Source organism: Bacteroidota bacterium (assembly GCA_018831055.1).
Lineage (GTDB): Bacteria > Bacteroidota > Bacteroidia > Bacteroidales > B18-G4 > M55B132.
Genome location: JAHJRE010000228.1, coordinates 1 through 23,068, shown reverse-complemented (window position 1 = coordinate 23,068; position 23,068 = coordinate 1). Strand labels below are relative to the sequence as shown.

Below are 23,068 nucleotides of genomic sequence, written 5' to 3'. Positions count from 1 at the left end.
TTACAATCATGACATTATGAAAAAATACATATTCCTGATAATCATTACAACAAATTCGATATTACAGTATTCCATTGCACAACAAGGAGTTATACAACTTCCTGCCACCGGGCAAACTACAAGCTATTATCCGGGTGATGACGGCGACCTTCAGTTAGGCATACCTATCCCTTCCGATCGCTTCACCGACAATGGCAACGGCTCTGTCACCGATACCTTCACCGGACTGATGTGGGTGAAAGACGCCAACCTCATCGCCACCCGTAACCCTTCCTTTGACCAGGACCGGACACCCGGAGACGGGGACATCGACTGGAAAACGGCATTCGATTATGTCGACCTGTTGAACAACGACAATTACCTCGGGCACAATGACTGGCGCATGCCGAATATGGTGGAGCTGAGGTCGCTGGTCAATCTGCAATATCCTGATATTGCCCTGCCCCCGGACCATCCGTTCATCAACCTGAAGGACCTTTACTGGAGTTCCACCACCTCGGAAGAGCTGCGTAGCCTGGCTATAGGGGTCCTGCTGCAGGAGCACTACGCCCATTCCAACATCATAAATCCCGCCGGAGAAACGGAGGATTTTGCCAAAGATCCGGACATTACCGGCGCCAACTATTGGAAGTACTACCTCCTACCGGTAAGAAATTCTTCAGCTACTGGTACGATCGAAAACCCGATGACAGGGCAACAATATACCTTTTATCCCGGTGATGACGGTTTCCTGAAAGAGGGCACCACCTGGCCTACCCCCCGCCTGGTGGATAACAACAACGGCACGGTCACCGACAGGCTCACAGGCCTAATGTGGACGAAGGATGCCAACCTGATGCTCACACGCGACCCGGAATTTGATACCAACCAGTGGGTCGACGGCGCCATCAACTGGCAGCACGCCCTGGATTATGTAGCTCTCTTAAATTCAGAAAATTATCTCGGGCACAACGACTGGCGAATGCCCAACCGCAACGAGATGACCAGCCTGGTGGACATCAGCCGCAAAAATCCAACACTGCCCGAAAGAAATCCTTTTTCCAATTTAAGTGGTTATAATTTCGCCTATGTGTATTGGACTTCTACAACACGTGCTGATGAAGCCGACCAGGCCTGGATTGTCTGGTTTACAGATGGCATGATGGGTGGAGGAAACAGGCTGCAATATTTGAAAACAGCCGACTGGCATGTCTGGCCCGTGCGGACCGACAACACCCCTTTACCAACCTCCTCTATTCACGGTACCATCACCCTGGATGGCAACCCCTACCCCAGGGCGGAAGTCTATCTGAACGGTCCGATCAGCGGCTTTACCCGCACCAACCTCAACGGGGAGTACGAGTTCAATCATCTCCCTAACGGGAATTACACCCTCTACCCTACCCATAAATATGCGCGTTTCGATCCGTTGAGTTACAGCGTAAGCCTGAACAGCAGCACCTCCACGTGCAACTTCGATGCAACATACACACGGGCTTATGGCTGGGTGGATATCAGCGAGAAGCTGTTCCCGGTAGGTGGCGCGGCAGGAGGCTGCCTCTCCAGCCTCTGGTTCATCGGCAATGAGGGATGGATCACCAATAGCTGCAGCTATGCTGAGATTTACCACACCACCGACGGTGGCGAAACATGGGATGTGCAAACTCCCCTGGCGGAGTGCCACGATATATGGATGCAGTCCTCTGAAGTGGGCTATACAGGAGGAGCGAGTGGCCTGCTCTGTAAGACAACAGATGGCGGCCAGAACTGGAATTTCTTTGCCGTGGCCCCTTCGCAGATCCGCAGCATCGCCTTTTCGCCCGACGGTTCCATAGGCTGGGTAGGTGGAACGGAAGGATGGCTGTCGGAGATCACCGAAACTGGCCTGCAATCCCAATTCTTTACTTATACGGACTGGGACGCCATGTCCTTCGGATCGAACACATACGGCTGGGCTGTGAGTTGTTTCGGCAGGAAATCCATCTATGAGAATGGCGTATGGACCTACTACGGCGGGGCGCAGTATTTCCCATGCTTCGGGGATGTTCAGTTCAACGCACCCGACCAGGCCTGGCTAAGTTATGGAGGTGAATTGCTGCGCCTCAGGAACGGTTTGTTTCAACATCTTTACGAGGATACGGCACAGAGCATCCAGGGCGTGTTCACCCTGGACATTGATAGTCTATGGGCCGTGACCACCGGAGGGGATGTCCTGATGTCATCGAACGCCAACGGCGACACCGTGCATTTCAACCTGGACCATCTCTCAGATTCCTGGCTCACGGATGTCTTTGCCGTCGACGGGTACCACGCCTGGGCGATAGGCAACAACGGATCTCTCTATCGCTATGGCCTGCTCGAAGGGTTCCCTGCCGGAGTCGCCGACATCCTGGACTTTGTGGTTGACCAGCAGGTACAACCGGCTGAGATTAACTCAGAAGACCAAACAATACAGGTAGTCGTTGAACAAGGTACCAACCTCACGCAACTGATCCCTGAAATATATATTTCTGCCGGGGCAACAATAGATCCACCTGGAGGTTCGATGCAGAATTTCTCCAACCCGTTTATCTATATGGTCACTTCGCAAAATGGACAAACGTTGAAGGAATGGACAGTGACCGTGGATATTACGACCTCAGTTAATGAGGAAGTGATCCAGGATATCAAAATCTATCCTAACCCGGCTGGAGAAATAATCAATTTTCAATTGTCATTTGTCCACCCGGATTCACCCAGTAAAAGCAATTTTCAATTTATTGGAATTGAGGTATTTGACCTGGTCGGAAGGAGGATGGGTATACTCTATGAAGGCAAACCGGGATCCGGTGAAATACAATTGGATATAAGCTATTTGCCGGTTGGAATATACTTTATCAGATTGAAAATGGAGAATCAAATCATAACAAAGAAGATTATAAAAAAATAACAATGACCAAAAAAGGCACAACTTGTCACATTGAAAACCTGAAGAGATACACTCAGAAACTATTGTGCTCAATCCCGATTTTTATCGGGACAGGTTGTGCCTAATGTGGTAGAAATTTTCACATTATGAAAAAAGCATTATTAGTCACAGCGATCCTCACGCTTTTCCTTCAAAGCATCGGACAGAATCACAGATGGTTCTACAGCTATAACAATGGCCGCAGTGAAATAGGCCAGGATATCGTTTACGGCGCAGATGGATACATCTACATTGCCGGTACGGAAAACGATGATCTTGATTATGACATCATCGTTATCAAACTCAATAAGGAGGGGGGCCAGGAATGGATCTATACCTATGAAGGACATCCTGATAAAGTGATGGAAGTGGCAGAGATCGTTTATGGCGGTGATGGCAATATCTATGTTTGCGGTACATCAGAAAATGCAAACGAAGATGATAAAATCGTGGTTTTTAGTGTAAGCTCCGCCGGAAGTTTTCGATGGGAATACATTTATGACGATGCCGGAAGTTACTTAAGTTCAGGATACTCCCTTGTTTATGATGAAACCGGAATGGTCTATGTTGCCGGTAAAGCCAATTACGACTTCATTGTAGCCGCCGTTAATGCAAACTCCGGTGAACAGGAATGGATATACTGGTTCGATGGAGGTTGCTCATATGCTCTTTGTGATGATCAGGCCTCTGCCATTACCCTTGGTGATGACGGAAATATTTATGCAGCCGGCTATACTACCGAATCCACTGAAAAACAACTCGTCATAGTCAGCCTCACACCCACCGGTGAAAAAAACTGGAAATACCTGTTTCCACTTTTCAATGTAGGGGCAACCTGGGCAACCGATATCGTTTATGGCAAGGATGGAAGGATTTATGCCAGTTGCATGATCAACTCAGATATGGGAGTTGTTTGTCTGGATGCTTACGGACAGTACCAGTGGAACTGCAATGTAGATGGCCCGGGTCCCGAACCCTACTGGGGAGAGACCTGCTACGAACTGATCTATGGCATCGATAATAATATTTATATCACAGGACGCGCCGGAGGCCGTGACAACCAGGTTGACACCGATATGGATGCGGCTGTCTTGAAGGTTGACCTCCAGGGAGACCCGGTCTGGTTCCACCGCTACGAGGGCTTGTACGGCAACTATGACATGGCATTTTCAATCACCCAGACCCCTGACACCAATGTTCATGTCGCAGGCTATTTCTGCGGTTTGCTGGCCGAGGCAGGAACTATCAGCATTGACCACCGCACCGGGCGCGACCTCTGGGTCATGAGGTACGTCGGCCCTGCCATAGATATGGATGTGGCTTATGCGATCACTTCCGATGAAAACGGCTTCCTCTATGTAACCGGATACGATTACAAGGCAAACAGGCTCCATGATGTTTATGCATGGAAACTTGAACCTCCGAAAAATACCGACGGATACTATAACCTTGAAGGCTATGCAACCTGGGGAAGAGGCCATGCCGTCCTGGAAACTCCGGATAAATGCTTCATTGTTGCCGGCTACCAGGGAACATCCATCACATCTTCTACTTACGATATGAGGCTCATTAAGACCGACATCAATGGTGATACCCTCTGGACCCGAAACTATGGAGGCAATAATGAAGACCGGGCCTTTGACGTGGCTATCTGCCCCGACAACGGATTCATCCTCACGGGCTTAACAAAGTCATCCGGTGGCTCAAGCGAAGATCTTTACATTGTAAAGACAAACGAAAACGGTAACAAAGAATGGGAAAAAATCTATGCCAGCGATACCGATGAGGCAGGCTATTCCATTGTTACCGCTGCCGACGGCGGCTATTTTATTGCAGGAAAGACATACCGCTATGATGGCTCCGGAGACCTGTGGTTCATGAAAATCAATTCCCAGGGGGATAGTCTGTGGACAAAAAGATACGGTGGAAACCGCAGGGACGAGGTAGGCCATGTGCACAGAACTGCAGATGGCGGATACATATTCGCCGGTACCAGGGGACACTCGCTGGACCTGGGATACATCACCAATATCTATGCTATTCGTTTCAATGCCAACGGAGATACTCTCTGGACAAGGGAAATCGGCGATGATAATTATTGGGAAGCCGGCGGTGACATCCTGGAGCAGGATGATGGCTCCTTCCTCCTGGTGGGTTATTACCAGAACAAAGAATATATAGCTAAACTGGATCCCAACGGCAATACACTATGGGAAAAAACTTCCGAAACCATTGAGCATGGAGGATTTAATACCATAGCAAAAAAACCGGACGGCAACATCCTGTTAAGCCGAAAAGAGTTTGGTTCGCAGTACTTTATGAACATCAGAACCTATGATACGGAAGGAAACTTTATTTCATCCGATACCATTGGATGGTCTCCCGGGTATGTTTACATGCCCACAACTGCCAGGGCGTATGATGCACAACCAACCTCTTACGGTGGGTATATAGCCACCGGTGATGGCAGAATAGCCGGTGATGCCGGAAACTGGAACATCGTCTTTTACCGCAAAGGCGGCAAACTCACCATGCTGCCCATGCCCCCGCTGGGGATCCATGAAATGCCATTGATATCCGGTAATACAGCGTTTAAAACCATTTCTGTTTATCCGAATCCCGTGTCTGACAATGCCGTTCTTGAGTTTAACCTCTCCGAGTCAGGCAGCGCAATCCTGGAAATAAGGGATATACAGGGACGCATTGTATATCAAAGCAATCCCAGGTACCTTGACAAAGGTACACGCGAAATCACCTGGAATGCAGGAAATATAAGTAACGGGATCTATACCTGTGTGATCAGGACACCTCAGGAAATATTTACCGGGAAAATTACCATCCTTAATAATAATTAACCATGACAAAGCCTTATTTCATTTTGCTGCTTTTCTGCCTTGGCCTCTTTCCAGGAATCATTGCCCAGGAAACAGAAAATGGGATCATGCCCCCGGCCTGTCCCGATTCTATTATTGCATGGAAATTCGATGCCTATGGGGATTCAACATTGAACACCCTGACAAAATATCGCTACGACAGTCATATGCATACGATCGAATCGGAAAAATTCACCAGAGAACAGTCCCTGAACCTTTGGATACCCCAACGAAAAGATTTATGGGAATACGATAGCCACGACAGACGCACCTTGTGGGCAATCTACGAATGGGATATCAATACCTCAGCATATAAAGGATGGATGAAAGAGACCATCGAATACGACAACAATGGGAATAAAGTCCAATATTATTATTATACCTGGAATTATACACTGAGCGACTGGCAAAACTATCACTGGGATGTTTTTTTGTACGATGCACAAAATAAGATCCTGCGAAGAAACCATCTCGAGTGGAACACGGCATCGGAGCAATGGGATACTGCTTCTTACGACATTTATGATTACGGCTTGGATGGTTTGCTGCAACACCTGACCATCTGGGAACCGGACGAAGATTTCGGAGGGGTGATCTATCCATCTGAACGAATTGACTACCAATACGATGGCTCGGGCAATGAGATTGAAAATATTCATCAGATATATAATACCGGCACCGGGTTATGGTACCTGACAGTAAGGCATCAATACTGGTACGATACTTATAACAGAAAAACCAACTCTTTGTACTCTGAATACGATGAAGGCGAAGAAATCTGGATTGATAAAGAGAAGGATGACTGGGGCTGGGACGATAGCGACAGCCTGATCCTTTATGCCTATTACAGGATCGGTGAAGATCTGGTCACTTGGTACCCTGACCTTAAAGCGGAAATGACCTATAATAGCTATGGTAGTCTTGTGCATTACCGGACATATTCAGGAAATGACCAGGCACAATGGGTGCCTACCTATGAGCGGAGATATTCTTATCAGGATGGAACCATACAATTGTCGGATTCACTTTTTCAATGGTTACAACCCGATGAGGCATGGGAACTGGTTGACTGCCATCTCTTTCAATACGACAGCCTGACCCGTCTGCATACCGACTCGTATTACAGCTACGTGGTTCACATAGGTGAGTATTTATTGCATTTCAGAGATTACTATTTCTATTCCGGAAACGCGGGAATAGATGAGCTGTACCAGGATGATTGGATACTATACCCCAATCCTGCAAGTTCGGTTGTCTACCTGAAGTCTTCGATCTTTAGTCAGCGGATAATCCGTGTGGAATTGTTTGATTTGTTTGGCGAGGTCGTTTTGGAAGAAGAGAAAGGGAGCAGAGGAGAAGAGGAAACAAGTATTGACGTGAGTGCTTTCCCTGCGGGTATCTACTTTGTCAGAATATATCATGAAAATCAAATACTTGTGAAGAAGATCATCAAATTATGATAATAAACCACATAGAACACAATAGGAAACACAACTTATCCCGAAAACTAGGGATAGGATTCTATGTGAATCTTTGTGCCCTACTGTGCCTATTGTGGTGAAAAAAGATCATTAAAAACTAATAATTCAATAACTGTTTTTAAACTTTTAAATCTTTAAAGGCACAATATTTAAAAACAAAACGCAAAACAACACCATTATGAAAAACCTTTATCTAATTTTTATTTTAACCTTTTTGTCAGGAATATCAATTCAAATCAGATCCCAGGACAATAAAGGAGATCTTCAGTTAAAGCAATCCCATGAACATTTTACTGGAGAATCATTTTTACTCGACGAAAACATTGCGTATTCCGGTATAATCAATGAACAACTTTCCCCGAAAATTGCTTCAAATGGAAATGTTTTTTTAGCAGCATGGACAGACTTTAGAGGTCAGACAAGTCAAAACCCTGACATCTATGCAACAAGAATCGATGAAGATGGCAATGTGCTTGATATTGGGGGAATACCCGTATGTACCGCTGATTTTCAGCAGGCTATCGCTGACGTTGTATTCGATGGAAGCAATTTCATTGTAATTTGGGTTGACCGCAGAAACAATTTCCAGTATGATATTTATTTCGCCCGTGTAACCCCATCCGGAGAAATTCTAGACCCTGATGGCATCCAGGCTGCCTCCGCAATTAACATGGTTTCCTACATCAACCCGGCTGCAGCCTCAGGGAACAACATGACCGTTATTATGTGGTGTGAAGACATGGCAAAAGGGGTCCATGCCGTTAAATGTACTCGAATTGATCAAAATGCCAATGTTCTTGATCCTGAAGGAATAATTGTATCTGATACGATCGACGATGATACCGGGGATATGGCAGCGGCCTTCGATGGAACCAACTTCCTGATCGTATGGGAATCCGGAATGTATTCAATTCATGATGATATCCTCGGTTCCCGGTTAAGCACAGATGGAATTGTTATGGACCAGGGTGGTTTTATTATTGCCAATAAACAGGGTGACCAATGGGTTCCTGACGTAAGTTTTGGAAACGGAAAATATTTGGTAGTCTGGGGTGATGATTCAGAAGATGATGATGGAGATGTTTTTGGCACCATTGTACTACCCGACGGCACAGTGGCAAATACTTCCGGATTCCCGATAGCTAACCAGTCAGAAGCGCAACAGTTTCCTGCCATAGATTTTGACGGCACAAATTTCATCGTATCGTTTACCGACCTCAGGAATGGATGGGATACCTACGCAACTTGTGTTAGTCCGGATGGAACAGTGATCAACCCAGAAGGCTATGGCGTCGGCGCCTGGGAAAACACGAATGCCAGGTACGGTGATATCTCCTGCGGAACAAATTATACCCTTGCAGTGTGGGAAAATAAAAAATATCCCCTGGAGGTTGATGTTCAGGGCGGCAGAATCAGTATTCCGGATTATATCATGCCCGACAATGAAGGCTTTAATATCAGTATTGGCGCCTATGCACATGCAAATCCAACCTCGGCCTTCGATGGTACAAACTACCTCGTGGTGTGGGAGGACTGGCGCACCGGACAGATAGAAATATGGGGAACAAGAGTGAATACTTCAGGCGTAATTCTCGATCCCGATGGAATCAGGATCGGTTACAACGACACGTTGAAATTCTGGAACCCCTCAGTCGCTTTCAATGGTGCTGAATTTATGGTAACCTGGAATTCCTCAACCAGCGGGGGATATTCAGCAGGTGGCAGATTGTCACGCGTGACCAGTGATGGCGAAGTGCTGGATGACCCATGTATCACTATATACGATGAAAGTGATTTTTGCTGGCAGTTTAATGTCTGCTCCGATGGAGAACAATCTTTAATTGTCTGGTATGAATATACTTCCAATGCCTACGATATATTTGGATTACTAGTAGACCAGAATGCAACATTTGGTGAAATCTTTACGCTTTGCAGTGCAAATGGCGACCAGGATTTCCCAAGAATTGCCTTTAACGGGACAAATTATCTCGTTATATGGGAAGATTACCGCAATAGCACACACGATATTTACGGTACGCTGATCAGTACCGATGGAACAATATTAAATCCGGATGGTATTCAGCTTACAAACGGACAAAATTCAGCAAGCAATCCTGTGGTATGCAGCAATGGAAATAATTTCATGGTTTCCTGGCAAGCCGGCAGCATATCAAAGGAATCAATTTATGGGAGCATTGTAGCAAACGATGGTTCAATAATTATTAATTCTCAAACCTACTTTCCTGCCTCTACCTATGAACATGCCCAAAAACCGTCTGTTGCCTTCGATGGAAATGATTATTTGCTTTGCTGGCAGCTTTATTCCAATTCACATCCTGATCAGGATATTGTAGGGGTTGTTGTTGGCCCGGATGGGAATGCAGGCCAGGAGTTCACTATTGATAACAGCGAAGGTATCCAGTATGCTCCGAAACTTTGTCCGGGGAACAATGGCCAGATCCTGGCAACATACACAGGATTTACACAGGAAATCAACAGCCAGGAAGTAAATACCTTCCGATCCTACGGCAACTTTATTGACCAGTTAACCTGGCTAAATCCATCCAGGATAATGAATCCTGAAATTGATATTTATCCTAATCCCACTTATTCAAAATTTATAGTATACAACACACAATTTTTATCCATTGATAAAATTGAAATTCTTGACTTGTACGGAAAAGTGATTAAGGTTGAAAAACTACAAAATGAAAGTAACGAAAAGATAAATATAGATATAAGTAGTTTAACAGCAGGTGTATATTTCGTCAGGCTAATATCTAATAATCAAGTAATTGCCAAAAAAATAATAAAATTATAATGTTAAACCACTTAAATCACAACTTGTTCTGCTGAATATCCGGAATCAAGCACAGCACAACTATTGCGCTCTATTCCCGATTTTCATCAGGACAGGTTGTACCGAATGTGGTGAATGAACTAAATTAAAAGTATAAATCATGAAAAAAATTACCAAATTCCTACTTATTACTACTTATTTGATTGCTTTACAGATGCCATCCATCGCCCAGGATGGGTGGACTACAATCAGCAGTCCGGTTACCAACCAGTTGAACAGCGTATTTTTTATCAATTCCACAACAGGATTCATTTCCGGTAATTCCGGAACCTTGCTGCAAACAACCGATGGAGGACAAACATGGATTGAGATTGAAAGCAACACGGTGGAGGCATTGAACGACATTTGTTTTGTGAATGAAGAATGCGGATATATCTGCGGTTCAAGCGGGAAACTGCTAAAAACGGTTTCGGGGGGCACTTCCTGGGAACTCATCAGCACCGGAACATATTCCATTTATTATTCGGTATATTTCTCATCGCTTGCCGAAGGGTTTGCAGTCGGGGAATATGGCATGATAGCCTACACTTCTGATGGCGGGGATTCCTGGACCTTCCAGGATAACCCGGCAACTTTCGGATTATATGGTATAAATTACGGATCACCCTCTCACATGGTCGTTGGAGATGGAGGCATGATCCTGCACTCAGAAAATTCAGGCTCAACATGGACCCAGATCAGTGTTGGCATCTCCAAAAGACTCCGGAGCGTTATCCCAAGAGGCTCGCAGATATTGATCGCAGGGAATGAAGGTATCACCCTTAAGTCCTCCGATGGAGGGCAAAACTGGACCGCACAATACCTTACCCCCTCCAACCTGAATGATATGTCTTTCCCGAATGGTGGAAATATTGGCTGGGTCGCCGGAAACAGTGGTAATATTTGGTATTCCAATGACTTTGGCGAAAACTGGATAAAACAGACTTCAGGGACTACACGTGACCTTAACGGAGTATTCTTTCTGAATGCTTCCAATGGCTGGGCCGTAGGCGATTATGGCACGATCCTTCATTACACAGGATCTGCAGCGCCCAGAACCGTTTACGTTGATGACGACAATAATTCAGGAATTGAAGACGGAAGCCTCGACCACCCCTACAATACTGTCGCCGAAGGTCTGAACGATGCCGCAGCCGGGGATACCGTATATGTCTTTTGCGGAAACTATCCGGAAACACCTTTAACATCCCTTAACCTGAAAGCCGGGGTTACTGTAAAAGGTGAAAATTCTTCCTGTACCATCATCAACATTCCCTTTATCAATACCGCCCCCTATACAGAACACCTCACTGCTATCAAAAATGTAGATATCCCCTCGGCAACAGTGAATATTTTGGGTGGCGGCCCCGTCTTTTCGGAATTCTATATTGGCGGTTCCCGGGTGCGGCATAACCTGTTGTACGTTACCGCTACCAAAGGAGAAACATTAAACGAAGGAAACAAACTGACTGTTGAGAACTGCACTATTGAAGGTGATATTTTCATTGAGGGAGATGATGTGACCTACGTTCAGATTAACGATAACACCTTTATAAATGCAGGTATCCGTGATAACTCAGGAGCCCCGGCCGGCCTGGAAGCCCATTTCATTGAAAACAACATCTTCGAAATGGTTGTTCCATCAGGTTCCTGCGATACGATAATCAAGGCAACTTCAGGCTCCATTACCATCAGGAACAATACCTTCGATATCACAGGCAAAGCAACGGGTATGCACCTCGAAAGCGGATCCCCTACAAATATTACAGGAAACAGGATTACTTTCAGCGATCCTGCACCGCTGCCGAAAACCGCTGGGATCAACAACAAAGCAGGAAGCGGTGAGGTTTCAGGAAACATTATCACCGGAGGGTATTACGGCTATATTAGCAACAGCCAGGCCGGCATTTTCGAAAACAACAGCATTACAAAATCTCACACCGGATTTCTGAGCAGCGGAATGGAGAGAGTCAGGAATAATACTATCTCCGATTGTCGCGGGAACGGAATAATAGCCAACGGACTTGCCGGCCCCATTGAAATGAACACCATTGCTGAAAACGACAGTGCCGGCATCGTGGTATTTGCCCCTATTAACCTGGGAGGAGGCCTTGACGACGGTGAAGGTAAAAACATCCTGCAATACAATGGCACCCATGGATTGGTTATACGGTACCAGCCGGCTTCACAGGAAACACTTTTTGCAAAATATAACCTCTGGGATCACGAGACACAATCCGAAATCCTGGGAAATGACATCCTGAATGAAGGAGACCCGAACCTCACCCTCAACATTGAAGGATTTATCACCCTGCCCACCGCTCCGGTATTGCTCGCTCCCGGGAACAATAGCCAGGAAGTGGGCGCAAATCCGGTTTTAAGCTGGGAGCAGACAGGAATGACGGACGTGTACAGCTTGCAAATCGCTGAAGATGCCGGGTTCACTTCCATAACAATTGATACCGGTAACCTTACCCAGGTGGAATTCAATGCAACCCTTCAACCGGAAACCCATTATTACTGGAGAGTTAAAGCCGACAACCTTGCCGGAGAAAGCGACTGGAGCGAAGTTTGGGGGTTTTCCACCACTGTGGCAGGAATCGGCGAAGACAATATATGGGGAAGCAGGATATTCATCTGGCCCAATCCAGTCTCAGACATTGTCCATTGCCGGTTCGACATGGCCCATATTCCACATTGCCGTGTTGATGTGTATGACATGGGTGGAAAGTCCACTGGCTTATTTTATGAAAGCAAACCGGATTCAGATGCGATACAACTGGATATAAGCAGTCTGCCATCAGGAATTTATTTTATCCGGGTGCAAATTGATCATCAAATTATGGTTAAAAAGGTTATTAAAAAATAATAATGAACCACACCGGCACAATAGGACATATTAGGTCTATTGTGACCTATTGTGCCTAATGTGGTAAAAAAAAACTACTATGAAAAAAACATGTTTATCATTGATCTTAGCAATCGTGTCCACACTTATCACAGGACAAACCTCCATTGATTTGACCTTTACAGCACAGTACGAAGGTCAAAATGTCTCACTTGACAGCATCCTTATCGAGAACCTGACCCGGCCCGGTATTTTAATGGTCTATTCCGACACGGCCATCTCATTGGAAATAACAACAGATATTTCTGAGAACCCATCATCCGCTAATGGTGATCTTAACGTTTTTCAAAACTATCCGAACCCGGCAAGATCTTTTACAAACATTGAGGTCTATATACCGGAAGATGAAATCCTGAATATTCGCATTACGGATATTCTCGGGCGTGACTTGTGTTCTCACTCCGCCCTGTGCGAAAAAGGCACTCACAAATACCGCTTATACCCGGGCAATGAACAGTTTTGTTTCTTTACGGCATCCTCTAAAAACTCAATCCGTACTATCAAAATTTCCAACTCACCGTATGCCGCGGATAACAAATGCAGTTTACATTACATGGGTTTAAAGCAGGTATCAAACCATTTCAAAGCATACGAAGGCATTTATGCCTTCCCCTTTCTGCTCGGAGATGAACTAAGGTTTACAGGATATGCCAATAATTCAATTGATATCCTGGGAAGCGATGTCATCCAGGATGCACCCCAGTCAAATTCATCCTATACCTTCACTATTAAGGAAGGGATCCCTTGTCCGGGACTACCCTGGTTCGATTATGAAGGGAAAACATACCGTACCGTTCAGATCGGAGGCCAATGCTGGATGCAGGACAACCTGGATGCCGGTTCCATGATCCCGCACACAACCCTGATGCAAAACAACGGCACAATCGATAAATACTGTTACAACGATAATTCCGCGAATTGTGACGTGTATGGCGGCTTATACCAGTGGGATGAAATGATGAACTATTCCACAACTCCCGGAACCCAGGGGATCTGTCCCGCGGGATGGCATATCCCTACTATTGCAGAATGGACGGAACTGATTACTTTCCTGGGAGATTACCCGAGCGAAAAACTTAAAAAAGCCGGCACAGAACTCTGGGGTTGCAGCAACGACATGGCAACCAATGAAAGCGGCTTCACCGGCATCCCGGGTGGTGCTTTTATGGACTGGAGCGGCAGCTTCCTGGCCCTGACTCTCGAAGGGGATCATTGGTCTTCAGACGATTTTGGCACTACTAACGGAGCCAACCGCGGTTTGGTTTGCAACGGGGTTTATATCCTGGAAGGCAGCTATGATAAACATTCTGCTATATCTGTCAGGTGTTTGAAAAACGAATAACCCCTTAGACGCCTGGGACTCTAATGAACGCTAAGGGTTCCTGGCTTTTATATGTGTCCTAAGTGTCTATGTGGTTCAATATTAATAGCCATGAAAAATATAATTATTGCTTTTGCTTTCCTGTTCGCATTGCATGGATTGCATGCACAAACCATTTATGTTGATATCACAAACAATACAGGAATTGAGGACGGCACCCAGGAACATCCGTTCAATACCATCAACGAAGCATTGAATATTGCCCAAAACCTGAATACTATCTCCATTGCCGCCGGAACCTATCCCGAAGATTCGCTGCTGATTACCAGAAATGTACATATCAAAGGTATCAGCAATTCCGAGACCATCATAGAAGGTTTATATATCTTATCCGGAGCAGTGGACATCATGCCGGTTACCATCCAGGATCTGGCCTGCAAAAACATCGTGCTCAGCGACAGCAGCATCCTGAAAACTTCGCTGAGCATACTGGGTTGTAAACTAAATACCTTTTCAAACGACATTTCTATTATTGACTCAACAGGATGTCTCTATTTGTCAGCCAATACGGTTGACGACAGCATCCACCTTTATGTTCCGCTTTGCAAAGGCATTATTGAAATCATTGATTGTGAAACAGCAGATCATCTGGCACTCTATTTTTCCAGTTTGCGGGAGGGCAAAGTGTCTTTGAATGGGAATTTGGTCGGAGGTGACATGAAAATTTCAACGATTTCCAAAAAGGATACCCTGGTTGTAGCAAACAACGACATAAATGGCAACCTGGAAATTTCATCTGTCGCTTCAGCCCCTGATATCATTAATGATAACCAAATAGGATTGAACACTAAACTATCCGCTGTTTCGTCCTCCGGATTTCAGTTCAAAAACAATCAGATAGTGCAGGGATCTCTGTCAGGTAGTTTTACTGCACTGGACTCAGCGGAGGTAACCGGCAATACCCTTAACAATGGTGGAATTTACTTCCATTGTGTATCCACTAATCTTGTAATACGTCAAAACACTATCCAAACGGATGGATCCAGATGCGGCATTAAACTACAGACTGTTGCCGGAGGTACTATAGAGAATAACTTCATAACCCTCCCTTACATAGTACCATCAGGACTTCCTTTTGCAGAAGACACAAACGCAATATGCGGTATAAGAATCCATTCGGTGGCATTCAGAGGAATGAGGGGGAATAAAATAAACGGCGGAACCTATGGTACATATCTGTATGCCACAGCTTCAAACAACTTTGCTCAGAATGAGATCAACAACGCACATTATGGGTTGTACCTGTCATCTGCGTCGGCCAGGATAGACAGCAATCTCGTTGAACTGTGCACCGGAGATGGTATGGTACTCGACTTCCCGGAGGAATGGGATACCAGTGCGGTTTCACTGAATCATAATATCATCAGGGACAATGGCGGCCACGGCATTTGGGTTAAGGATGCAATTACAATGGGCAGACTGAATGAACCCGGTACCGGCTATAATACAGTTAAAAACAATGGAGGCTATGACCTGTACATTGAAACACCGGCGGAACTGATCGATACCATCTGGGCACAGAACAACGAATGGTCGCACGATACTGAAAGCGACGTGGGATTGTTTGACGTATATGATAACAGCGATGACCCTTCCAAAGCCCTTGTGATCTACTCCCCCGTTTTGCATTTCGGCATCAATGATATCGAAGAAAATGAGGAGCTTATGTTGTGGCCCAATCCAACCTTAGGGAAATTAAACATTAAAAATGAAGAATTAAAAATTGACAAAGTAGAGTTAGTCGATTTGTTCGGAAAGATACTGATGGTCAACATACCTGAACCTGCAACCAGTAACCTGCAACTTGACATCAGTCGTATTTCTCCAGGAATCTATTTTTTAAAAATAATAACTGATGGCCAAATGATTGTAAAGAAGGTTATAAAATCATAAACATGAACCACAATAGACACAACCTGTCCCGATAATAATCGGGATAGAACACATTATATCTACTGTGCTCTATTGTGGCTATTGTGGTAAATAAAAATCTGTACATAATTTGATCTTGACAATATCCTTAATTATTATGAATTCAAAGTTACTCCACTACCATGAAAACAACCTTTACCTTCTCCCTTTTTACAATGGCGTTGAGCTTTTCCATGTGCCTCTATGGCCAATGGCAGCAAACCTCCGCCCCCACTGAAACGGTCAATGCTTTGCAAGCTAATGATGAAGTCGTCCTGGCCTCAACTGGTGAATCCAATTTCCTGGTTTCATCCGACCATGGCGAAACATGGACTCCATCAGGAACAGGATTGCCCCCATCCAGTTTGAAGGATATAATCAGTGTACCCGGTACCCAGACATTCTATGCCTGGACATCTGATGGAATATACAAGACTGAAAATAATGGAAGTATTTGGACTGAAGTAACGACTTCCATTGAAAATCTGAATTTCGTCTATTATTTTAACGGATTTCTCTTTGCCGGTGCAGGATATGGAGCAAACCAGGGACTGAACCGGTCATCCGATGGCGGGCAGTCATGGGATCCGATAACCAATGGACTGACTTCTAACGGAGTGGATTGCATGGCCCATGACAATGACTTCCTTTATGCGGGTCTGGTTGGTACAGGTCCTGGCACCGAACCCGGTGTGTTCAGGTCGTCCGATAACGGAACAAACTGGGAGTTTGCAAGTACCGGGCTTGTGCAGGATATTAACGGGTTGGCAACGCTCGGTGACAGGTTATATGCCTATACATATTCCTTTGTTTATTATTCTACAGATCAGGGCGCAAGCTGGGAGTATACTTCCGGGCTAATAAACGGAATTCCTATAATCCAAATAATTCCAGCCGGAAACCACCTTTTGGCATGTCAGTTCACAGGCCCGTCAAAACTGGAAAACAACAGCAACATATGGGAACAATGGCAGGAAGGTATGAGTACCATGTATGCTTCGGCCTTCACAAAGGATGATGTTTTCGCCTATTGTGGTATAGGATCGGAAGGGATTTGGAGAAGGTCACTGGAGGAACTGACCGGGGAAAATGAATTGGGCGCAGGAAAAGAGAAGTTCGAATGTGTGCTAAGCCCAAACCCGGTTGTGGACATTGCTCATTGTCGATTCGACATTTCTCAATTTGCATTTTGCAAAATCGAAATGTTTGATATAACCGGGAGAAGTTCGGGAATGTTGTTCAAAGGAAAACCTGCTTCGGATGTAATTCAATTTGACCTAAGTTATTTACTGCCGGGGATTTATTTCTTTACGGTAGAAACTGAAAATCAAATAATTGCAAGAAAGATCGTTAAATTATGATAATGAACCACATTAGGCACAATAGGGCACATAGAATCCTATCTGTAACTATCCCGATAAATCGGGACAAGTTGAGTTCTATTGTGCATATGTTGGTAATATAAAAATATCAGCCATGAAAAAACTCATCTTCATTTTGCATTTTTCATTTTTTATTTTTTATTTTTCATTTGGACAACAGGGCGCCATCCAGCTCCCTGTCACCGGCCAGACAACAAGCTATTATCCCGGAGACGATGGCGACCTGCAGATGGGTGTTCAGTGGCCAACACAGCGGTTTACAGATCATGGCAATGGAACATGCACGGACACCTTGACAGGTCTGATTTGGCTGACTGATGGCAATCTCATGGCTTCGCGTGATCCTGACTTCGACCAGGATTACAATGCCGGGGACGGATCAGTAAATTGGACAACGGCACTGGATTATGTCGCCAGATTAAACCAGGATCATTATCTTGGGTATAACAATTGGCGGTTGCCGAACATACAGGAATTAATGTCGCTGCTTGACCTCGGCGTGCCTGACACGGCACTTTCACTCAATCATCCTTTCCATAACATTCAACAATCCTATTGGAGTTCAACAACAGGATACGACAAGGGTATCGCCTTTGTTATAAATATGTTTGAATGGGAAATCAATTCCGTTCCGGATGGCTGGCCCGGACAGGTGCACTGGTACAGAAAGGAACTTGATTTGAATTATTATGCCGACAAAAGAAAAGTTTACGTTCTGCCGGTGAGAGGCGAGCTGGGAAACGGCTTGATTAAGCTTCCCCGAACCCACCAGGAAAAAAGTTATTACCCGGGAGATGACTTAGACCTTTCCTTCGGCATACCCTGGCCAACGCCAAGGTTTATTGACCATAACGACAGCACGGTTACCGATCGCCTGACCGGGCTCATGTGGACTCAAAATGCCAACCCTTTTGGATTGTTCGGCTTCGGTTGGGAAGATGGAATAACTTGGGGCCAGGCATTAGGGTATATTGACTCACTTAATAATTTATATTATTCAGGCCATAACGACTGGCGCCTGCCCAACCGAAATGAGATGCTTTCATTAAGGGATTTTGGAGGAGAATATTTATATTCTCATTTACCTCAGAACCATCCATTTACTCACCCGCACTCTTCATACTGGACATCCACTACCTCGGCCAGTTCTTCAGATAGGACACATGATGTATGTATTACCCTGACAGATGTTACACACGAACTGGATAAGGAACCTGCAAAATTCAGGCGGGTGTGGCCTGTAAGAGATGATAACTCACCCCTGACACCCGGATCTATTCAGGGAAATATCATGCAACAGGGCGAACCATTAAAGGATGCTATACTTCAACTATCAGGGCCAATAAATGCAAACGTGCACACCAACGAAAACGGCGACTATGCTTTCAGCCATTTACCTCCTGGAAATTATACACTTATACCTGAAAAGCCTTATTATACCTTCGACCCGCCATCAATTAACCTGACAATTTCCGATCAATCGGAAATCAGAAACTTTACAGCATCACTCACTGCTACACATGGCTGGCGAAATCTACGGAACAACTTGCCCGAATCAGGCGGAATAAGAGATATGCATTTTATCGGCCAGAAGGGTTGGCTGGCAGGAGGCGCAGATAAAATGTACTATACGCCCGACGGTGGAGAAACATTCGAAATACAGTATTTGCCGGAAAAAGCTGGAATAACAACTTCCATATGCATGAAAAACATTATGGAAGGATATGTGGTAACAGCAAACGGAGTCATACTGAAAACTATCAATGGTGGTAGTGAATGGAATATTATCCACGAACCCGGAGGGGTACTCAACGCAATCACCTTTCCGCCAGCTTCAGATACAGGATATACTTGTGGCAGTAACGGAACAATATGGGCGTTTGATGATAATACGATAACAAATATATCACCGGCAGGCGTATCAGATGATTTACTTTCTGTATCCTTTCCTGAAAGTAATGGTGATGGAAAGGTATGCGGCCATACGACCATTAGAAGATTTTTTAACAGCACATGGAATAACCTTCAGTTCTATGATAGCTCCCGCGATTACTTCTCAATCTTTTTCATCAATGACCTGGAAGGATGGGCTGCCGGATCAGAAGGCTTTATTATTCATACCACTGATGGCACCAGCTGGTTATTGCAGACGACAAATATTACACATTCACTTTTTGATATTTTCTTTCTTAATTTATCTGAAGGCTGGACCGTTGGCTACGATCATATCCTAAAGACCACCAACGGCGGGGAAGAATGGTTACTGGATGCTTCGGGATTTACCGAAGGCATGTCATTAACAACCGTGTATTTTGTTTCACCGGATGAGGGATATGTTGGTGGAAATGATGTCTTTCTGAAGTATGGCAGCCTTACAGGCATTGAAGATGACGAACAAGGCTCTGTTTTCCAAAATAGCTGGGATGTTGTTATCTATCCAAACCCTACTACCTCTCAGTTCAAAATTCAAAGTCCAAAGTTCAAAGTTCCACTTAATGTTATTAAAGTTGAAATAGTTGACATCTATGGCAAAGTGGTTTTAGAAGAAAAGAAAGGGAGAGGTGAAGAGGACACGAGTCTGGATGTGAGCAAATTGCCGGCAGGCGTTTATTTCGTCAGAATAATGACTAAAAATAAAATGATTGTGAAAAAAGTCATCAAACAATAATTTTAATATTAAATATCCATAAAACTTAAAATCATGAAAAAAATATTACAAAGCTTACTGTTCTTGATGGTGATTTCAATAACAGCAATTTCTCAAAATAGAATTACGCCCGGAAGCACCACGATCAGAGAACCGCAGCATGGTATTAAATCAAAAGCTGGTTTTTCAACTGAACTCATTTTAGAAAACCCAGGGACGACAACTTTTAAAATGCTGTGCAATAATGACTATTTGCTAATGGAGCAAGTTGATGAAGATTGGGATCAGAATGAATCTATCTGGGAAATAGAATATAAGTTTACCTACACATACGATATTTCCAATAACAACCTGATAGAAGAGCTGAAGGAATGGTACTATTCAACCAACAACGTTGTCAATTTTTCAAAAAGGGTTTACATATATAATGGTGACAATATCCTGGTTGAAGATGTACTCCTGGCATGGGACACATCTTACTGGGAAAATAATTATAAGCGAACCTATTTTTATGATGCGAACAACAACCTGGTTGAAGAGCGGCACTTTACATGGTCAATGCAATCAGAATGGCGCAATTTAAAAAAGTTTATTAACGCATATGATATCAATAATAACCTGATACAAACCACTAATACTTATTGGAATGGTTCAACCTGGGTGAATGACGAAAAACACACATACCTGAATGATGGAAACAATAACCTTATTGAAAGTGTAAGGCAAGACTGGGACGGCTCCGACTGGGTAAATTACTGGAAATTAACGTACCTCTATGATGAAAACAATAACCCGGTTGAAATTTGGAGGAAATCCTGGAATGGATCTGAATGGGTAAATGCGGTAAGATACTTATCCACATTTGATCAGAATAACAACATGATCATGTCGTTGACTCAAACCTGGGACGGTTCCGGCTGGTTTGATGAGCATAGGTATCTTTATACTTTTGATAATAAAAACAACCAGGTTAAAATGCTGTCGCAGACATGGTTTGATTATAAGGGCGAGGCGTATTGGCTGAATCAGGATAAAAGCACATTCTATTACCTGCCAGCCGGAAGCGAAACTATTGAATATAATCGCTCTGATCTGAATAAAGCAATAGAAGATTTTCAAACCACCGAAGATGACCTGCTTGTTGAGTTAAACAAGTTTGGGTATAAAACACAAGCATTGATCGGTGTGGAAGTAGTAATAGATTCCGTACTGCATTCATCTGACAGTGACCTGGAATTCACATTGACACACAAAGGTATAAGTGAGGTAATTATTTACCATGCCGGAGGAGACGGGGATAATTTTATTGGGACAAAGCTTACCGATAATGCGTTAGATTCAATCTCCAAAGGAACTGCACCCTTCGCTGGTATATACAAACCGGAAAACCCATTATCGCTTTTTACGGGAACAGATCCTGAAGGAACATGGACTTTGAGCATCTATGATGGTGTTGCCGGAAACACAGGATCATTGCAGGCATGGAGCATTATTTTGATATACTCATCGAGCAGTGGGATTGAGAATAACCATCCAAACAAACCGGATGATATTTATATCTACCCGAATCCGGTGACAGATATAATCCATTGCCGCTTCGGCATTCCTCATTATTCATGCTACAAAATCGAAATTCTTGATCTTTTGGGAAAAAGTACAGGAATATTATGTGAAGGTAATACGGCTTCCGGGAAGGTTCAGGTCGATGTGGGTCAACTGCCAGCAGGGGCCTATCTCTTTAAAATTCAGATGAAAGATAAAATATTGATTAGCAAGTTTATAAAAAAATAAAACAACTAAGGCACTTAAGGCACTAAGAAGCATATATAAAGACAAATCCTTAGTATACAACAGTGGCCTTAGTTCCTGAGTGGCAAAGTACATTGAACTGCAAATTGGAGCTGTTATGCCTGATGTGGCAAAAATATTCTAATTTCCATTAATAACCATTAAAATCAATCCATTAAGTATGAAAACATTTACAACTTATTTCCTGTCCTTTCTTGCACTGTGCTTTTCCCTGGGGGCAACTGGTCAATGGACACAATCCACACTGCCTTCCAATTATGCAGTAAGCGATATCCTTTTTTACGGAAACATGGCTTATGTCGCAACCAACGGGAATGGGGTATTTCAAACGCAGGATTTTACTAACTGGACTCCATCCAATTCGGGTATTACAACTTCGGTTATCTATGAAGTGATTTCAGCTGTTGAGGGAGCCTATATCACCCTTTATGCCGCAACCGATGCCGGTCTTTTCCGGTCTACCATGCTTGGATTTTCCTGGAGCCCTGTAAATAACGGTTTAAGCAATCTGAATGTATATACCGTTGAATCAGATGGCGTTAATCTGTTCATTGGCAATGGTGACGGAACATACAGGTCAGACGACTACGGACAGAACTGGTCGGAAATGACCATTGGCGCCCCCTCTCAAACAACCCTCTGCTTCTTTCATAACGACAGTGATGTCCTGGCAGGATTGATCAACCCGGGCGATTACCTTTACCGATCAACAGATCAGGGCGTTACATGGAATCCTTACGGTACTGGATTATATGAAACCCAACAAATTGCCAAACTCGGAAATGAACTATTTGCAGTTTCAGGTACCGTGCTGTACCATAGCACAGATAACGGTTTAACATGGAATCTTGTCGGTCCGGGCTTACCTCCCGGCACATATATTACCGATTTGGCAACCAGTGATGAATATC

The 23,068-nt window shown here is 44.4% G+C and carries 11 protein-coding genes; all 11 read left to right on the top strand.

Annotation, left to right across the window (positions count from 1 at the left end):
* Nucleotides 1-16: 16 nt before the first annotated feature.
* Nucleotides 17-2,908, top strand: a complete 2,892-nt coding sequence (locus KKA81_14980) for a DUF1566 domain-containing protein (GenBank protein ID MBU2652231.1) — start codon at nucleotides 17-19, stop codon at nucleotides 2,906-2,908.
* A 125-nt stretch (nucleotides 2,909-3,033) separates the two neighbouring features.
* Nucleotides 3,034-5,781, top strand: a complete 2,748-nt coding sequence (locus tag KKA81_14975) for a T9SS type A sorting domain-containing protein (protein MBU2652230.1) — start codon at nucleotides 3,034-3,036, stop codon at nucleotides 5,779-5,781.
* A 2-nt stretch (nucleotides 5,782-5,783) separates the two neighbouring features.
* Nucleotides 5,784-7,259, top strand: a complete 1,476-nt coding sequence (locus tag KKA81_14970) for a T9SS type A sorting domain-containing protein (protein ID MBU2652229.1) — start codon at nucleotides 5,784-5,786, stop codon at nucleotides 7,257-7,259.
* Nucleotides 7,260-7,458: 199 nt separating this feature from the next.
* Nucleotides 7,459-10,101: a T9SS type A sorting domain-containing protein gene (locus tag KKA81_14965; GenBank protein MBU2652228.1), complete on the top strand. Its 2,643-nt coding sequence runs from the start codon at nucleotides 7,459-7,461 to the stop codon at nucleotides 10,099-10,101.
* 139 nt (nucleotides 10,102-10,240) lie between these two features.
* Nucleotides 10,241-12,988 (top strand): T9SS type A sorting domain-containing protein, encoded by a 2,748-nt coding sequence (locus KKA81_14960; protein MBU2652227.1) that lies wholly within the window; start codon nucleotides 10,241-10,243, stop codon nucleotides 12,986-12,988.
* 79 nt (nucleotides 12,989-13,067) lie between these two features.
* Nucleotides 13,068-14,369 (top strand): hypothetical protein, encoded by a 1,302-nt coding sequence (locus tag KKA81_14955; protein MBU2652226.1) that lies wholly within the window; start codon nucleotides 13,068-13,070, stop codon nucleotides 14,367-14,369.
* 90 nt (nucleotides 14,370-14,459) lie between these two features.
* Nucleotides 14,460-16,301, top strand: a complete 1,842-nt coding sequence (locus KKA81_14950; GenBank protein ID MBU2652225.1) for a T9SS type A sorting domain-containing protein — start codon at nucleotides 14,460-14,462, stop codon at nucleotides 16,299-16,301.
* A gap of 161 nt (nucleotides 16,302-16,462) precedes the next feature.
* Nucleotides 16,463-17,680, top strand: a complete 1,218-nt coding sequence (locus KKA81_14945; GenBank protein MBU2652224.1) for a T9SS type A sorting domain-containing protein — start codon at nucleotides 16,463-16,465, stop codon at nucleotides 17,678-17,680.
* A 115-nt stretch (nucleotides 17,681-17,795) separates the two neighbouring features.
* Entirely contained in the window at nucleotides 17,796-20,369 is a 2,574-nt protein-coding gene (locus KKA81_14940) for a DUF1566 domain-containing protein (protein MBU2652223.1), read from the top strand.
* Between the two features lie 33 nt (nucleotides 20,370-20,402).
* Nucleotides 20,403-22,139: a T9SS type A sorting domain-containing protein gene (locus KKA81_14935; protein MBU2652222.1), complete on the top strand. Its 1,737-nt coding sequence runs from the start codon at nucleotides 20,403-20,405 to the stop codon at nucleotides 22,137-22,139.
* Between the two features lie 178 nt (nucleotides 22,140-22,317).
* Nucleotides 22,318-23,068, top strand: a 751-nt coding sequence (locus tag KKA81_14930) for a hypothetical protein (protein ID MBU2652221.1), incomplete at its 3' end; no start/stop codon positions are given.

What these genes read in the sequence shown, in the direction of transcription:
- KKA81_14940 (MBU2652223.1), top strand. Translation starts at nt 17,796, where the DNA reads ATGAAAAAACTCATCTTCATTTTGCATTTTTCATTTTTTATTTTTTAT.
- KKA81_14945 (MBU2652224.1), top strand. Translation starts at nt 16,463, where the DNA reads ATGAAAACAACCTTTACCTTCTCCCTTTTTACAATGGCGTTGAGCTTT.
- KKA81_14965 (MBU2652228.1), top strand. Translation starts at nt 7,459, where the DNA reads ATGAAAAACCTTTATCTAATTTTTATTTTAACCTTTTTGTCAGGAATA.
- KKA81_14975 (MBU2652230.1), top strand. Translation starts at nt 3,034, where the DNA reads ATGAAAAAAGCATTATTAGTCACAGCGATCCTCACGCTTTTCCTTCAA.
- KKA81_14935 (MBU2652222.1), top strand. Translation starts at nt 20,403, where the DNA reads ATGAAAAAAATATTACAAAGCTTACTGTTCTTGATGGTGATTTCAATA.
- KKA81_14950 (MBU2652225.1), top strand. Translation starts at nt 14,460, where the DNA reads ATGAAAAATATAATTATTGCTTTTGCTTTCCTGTTCGCATTGCATGGA.
- KKA81_14955 (MBU2652226.1), top strand. Translation starts at nt 13,068, where the DNA reads ATGAAAAAAACATGTTTATCATTGATCTTAGCAATCGTGTCCACACTT.
- KKA81_14960 (MBU2652227.1), top strand. Translation starts at nt 10,241, where the DNA reads ATGAAAAAAATTACCAAATTCCTACTTATTACTACTTATTTGATTGCT.
- KKA81_14980 (MBU2652231.1), top strand. Translation starts at nt 17, where the DNA reads ATGAAAAAATACATATTCCTGATAATCATTACAACAAATTCGATATTA.
- KKA81_14970 (MBU2652229.1), top strand. Translation starts at nt 5,784, where the DNA reads ATGACAAAGCCTTATTTCATTTTGCTGCTTTTCTGCCTTGGCCTCTTT.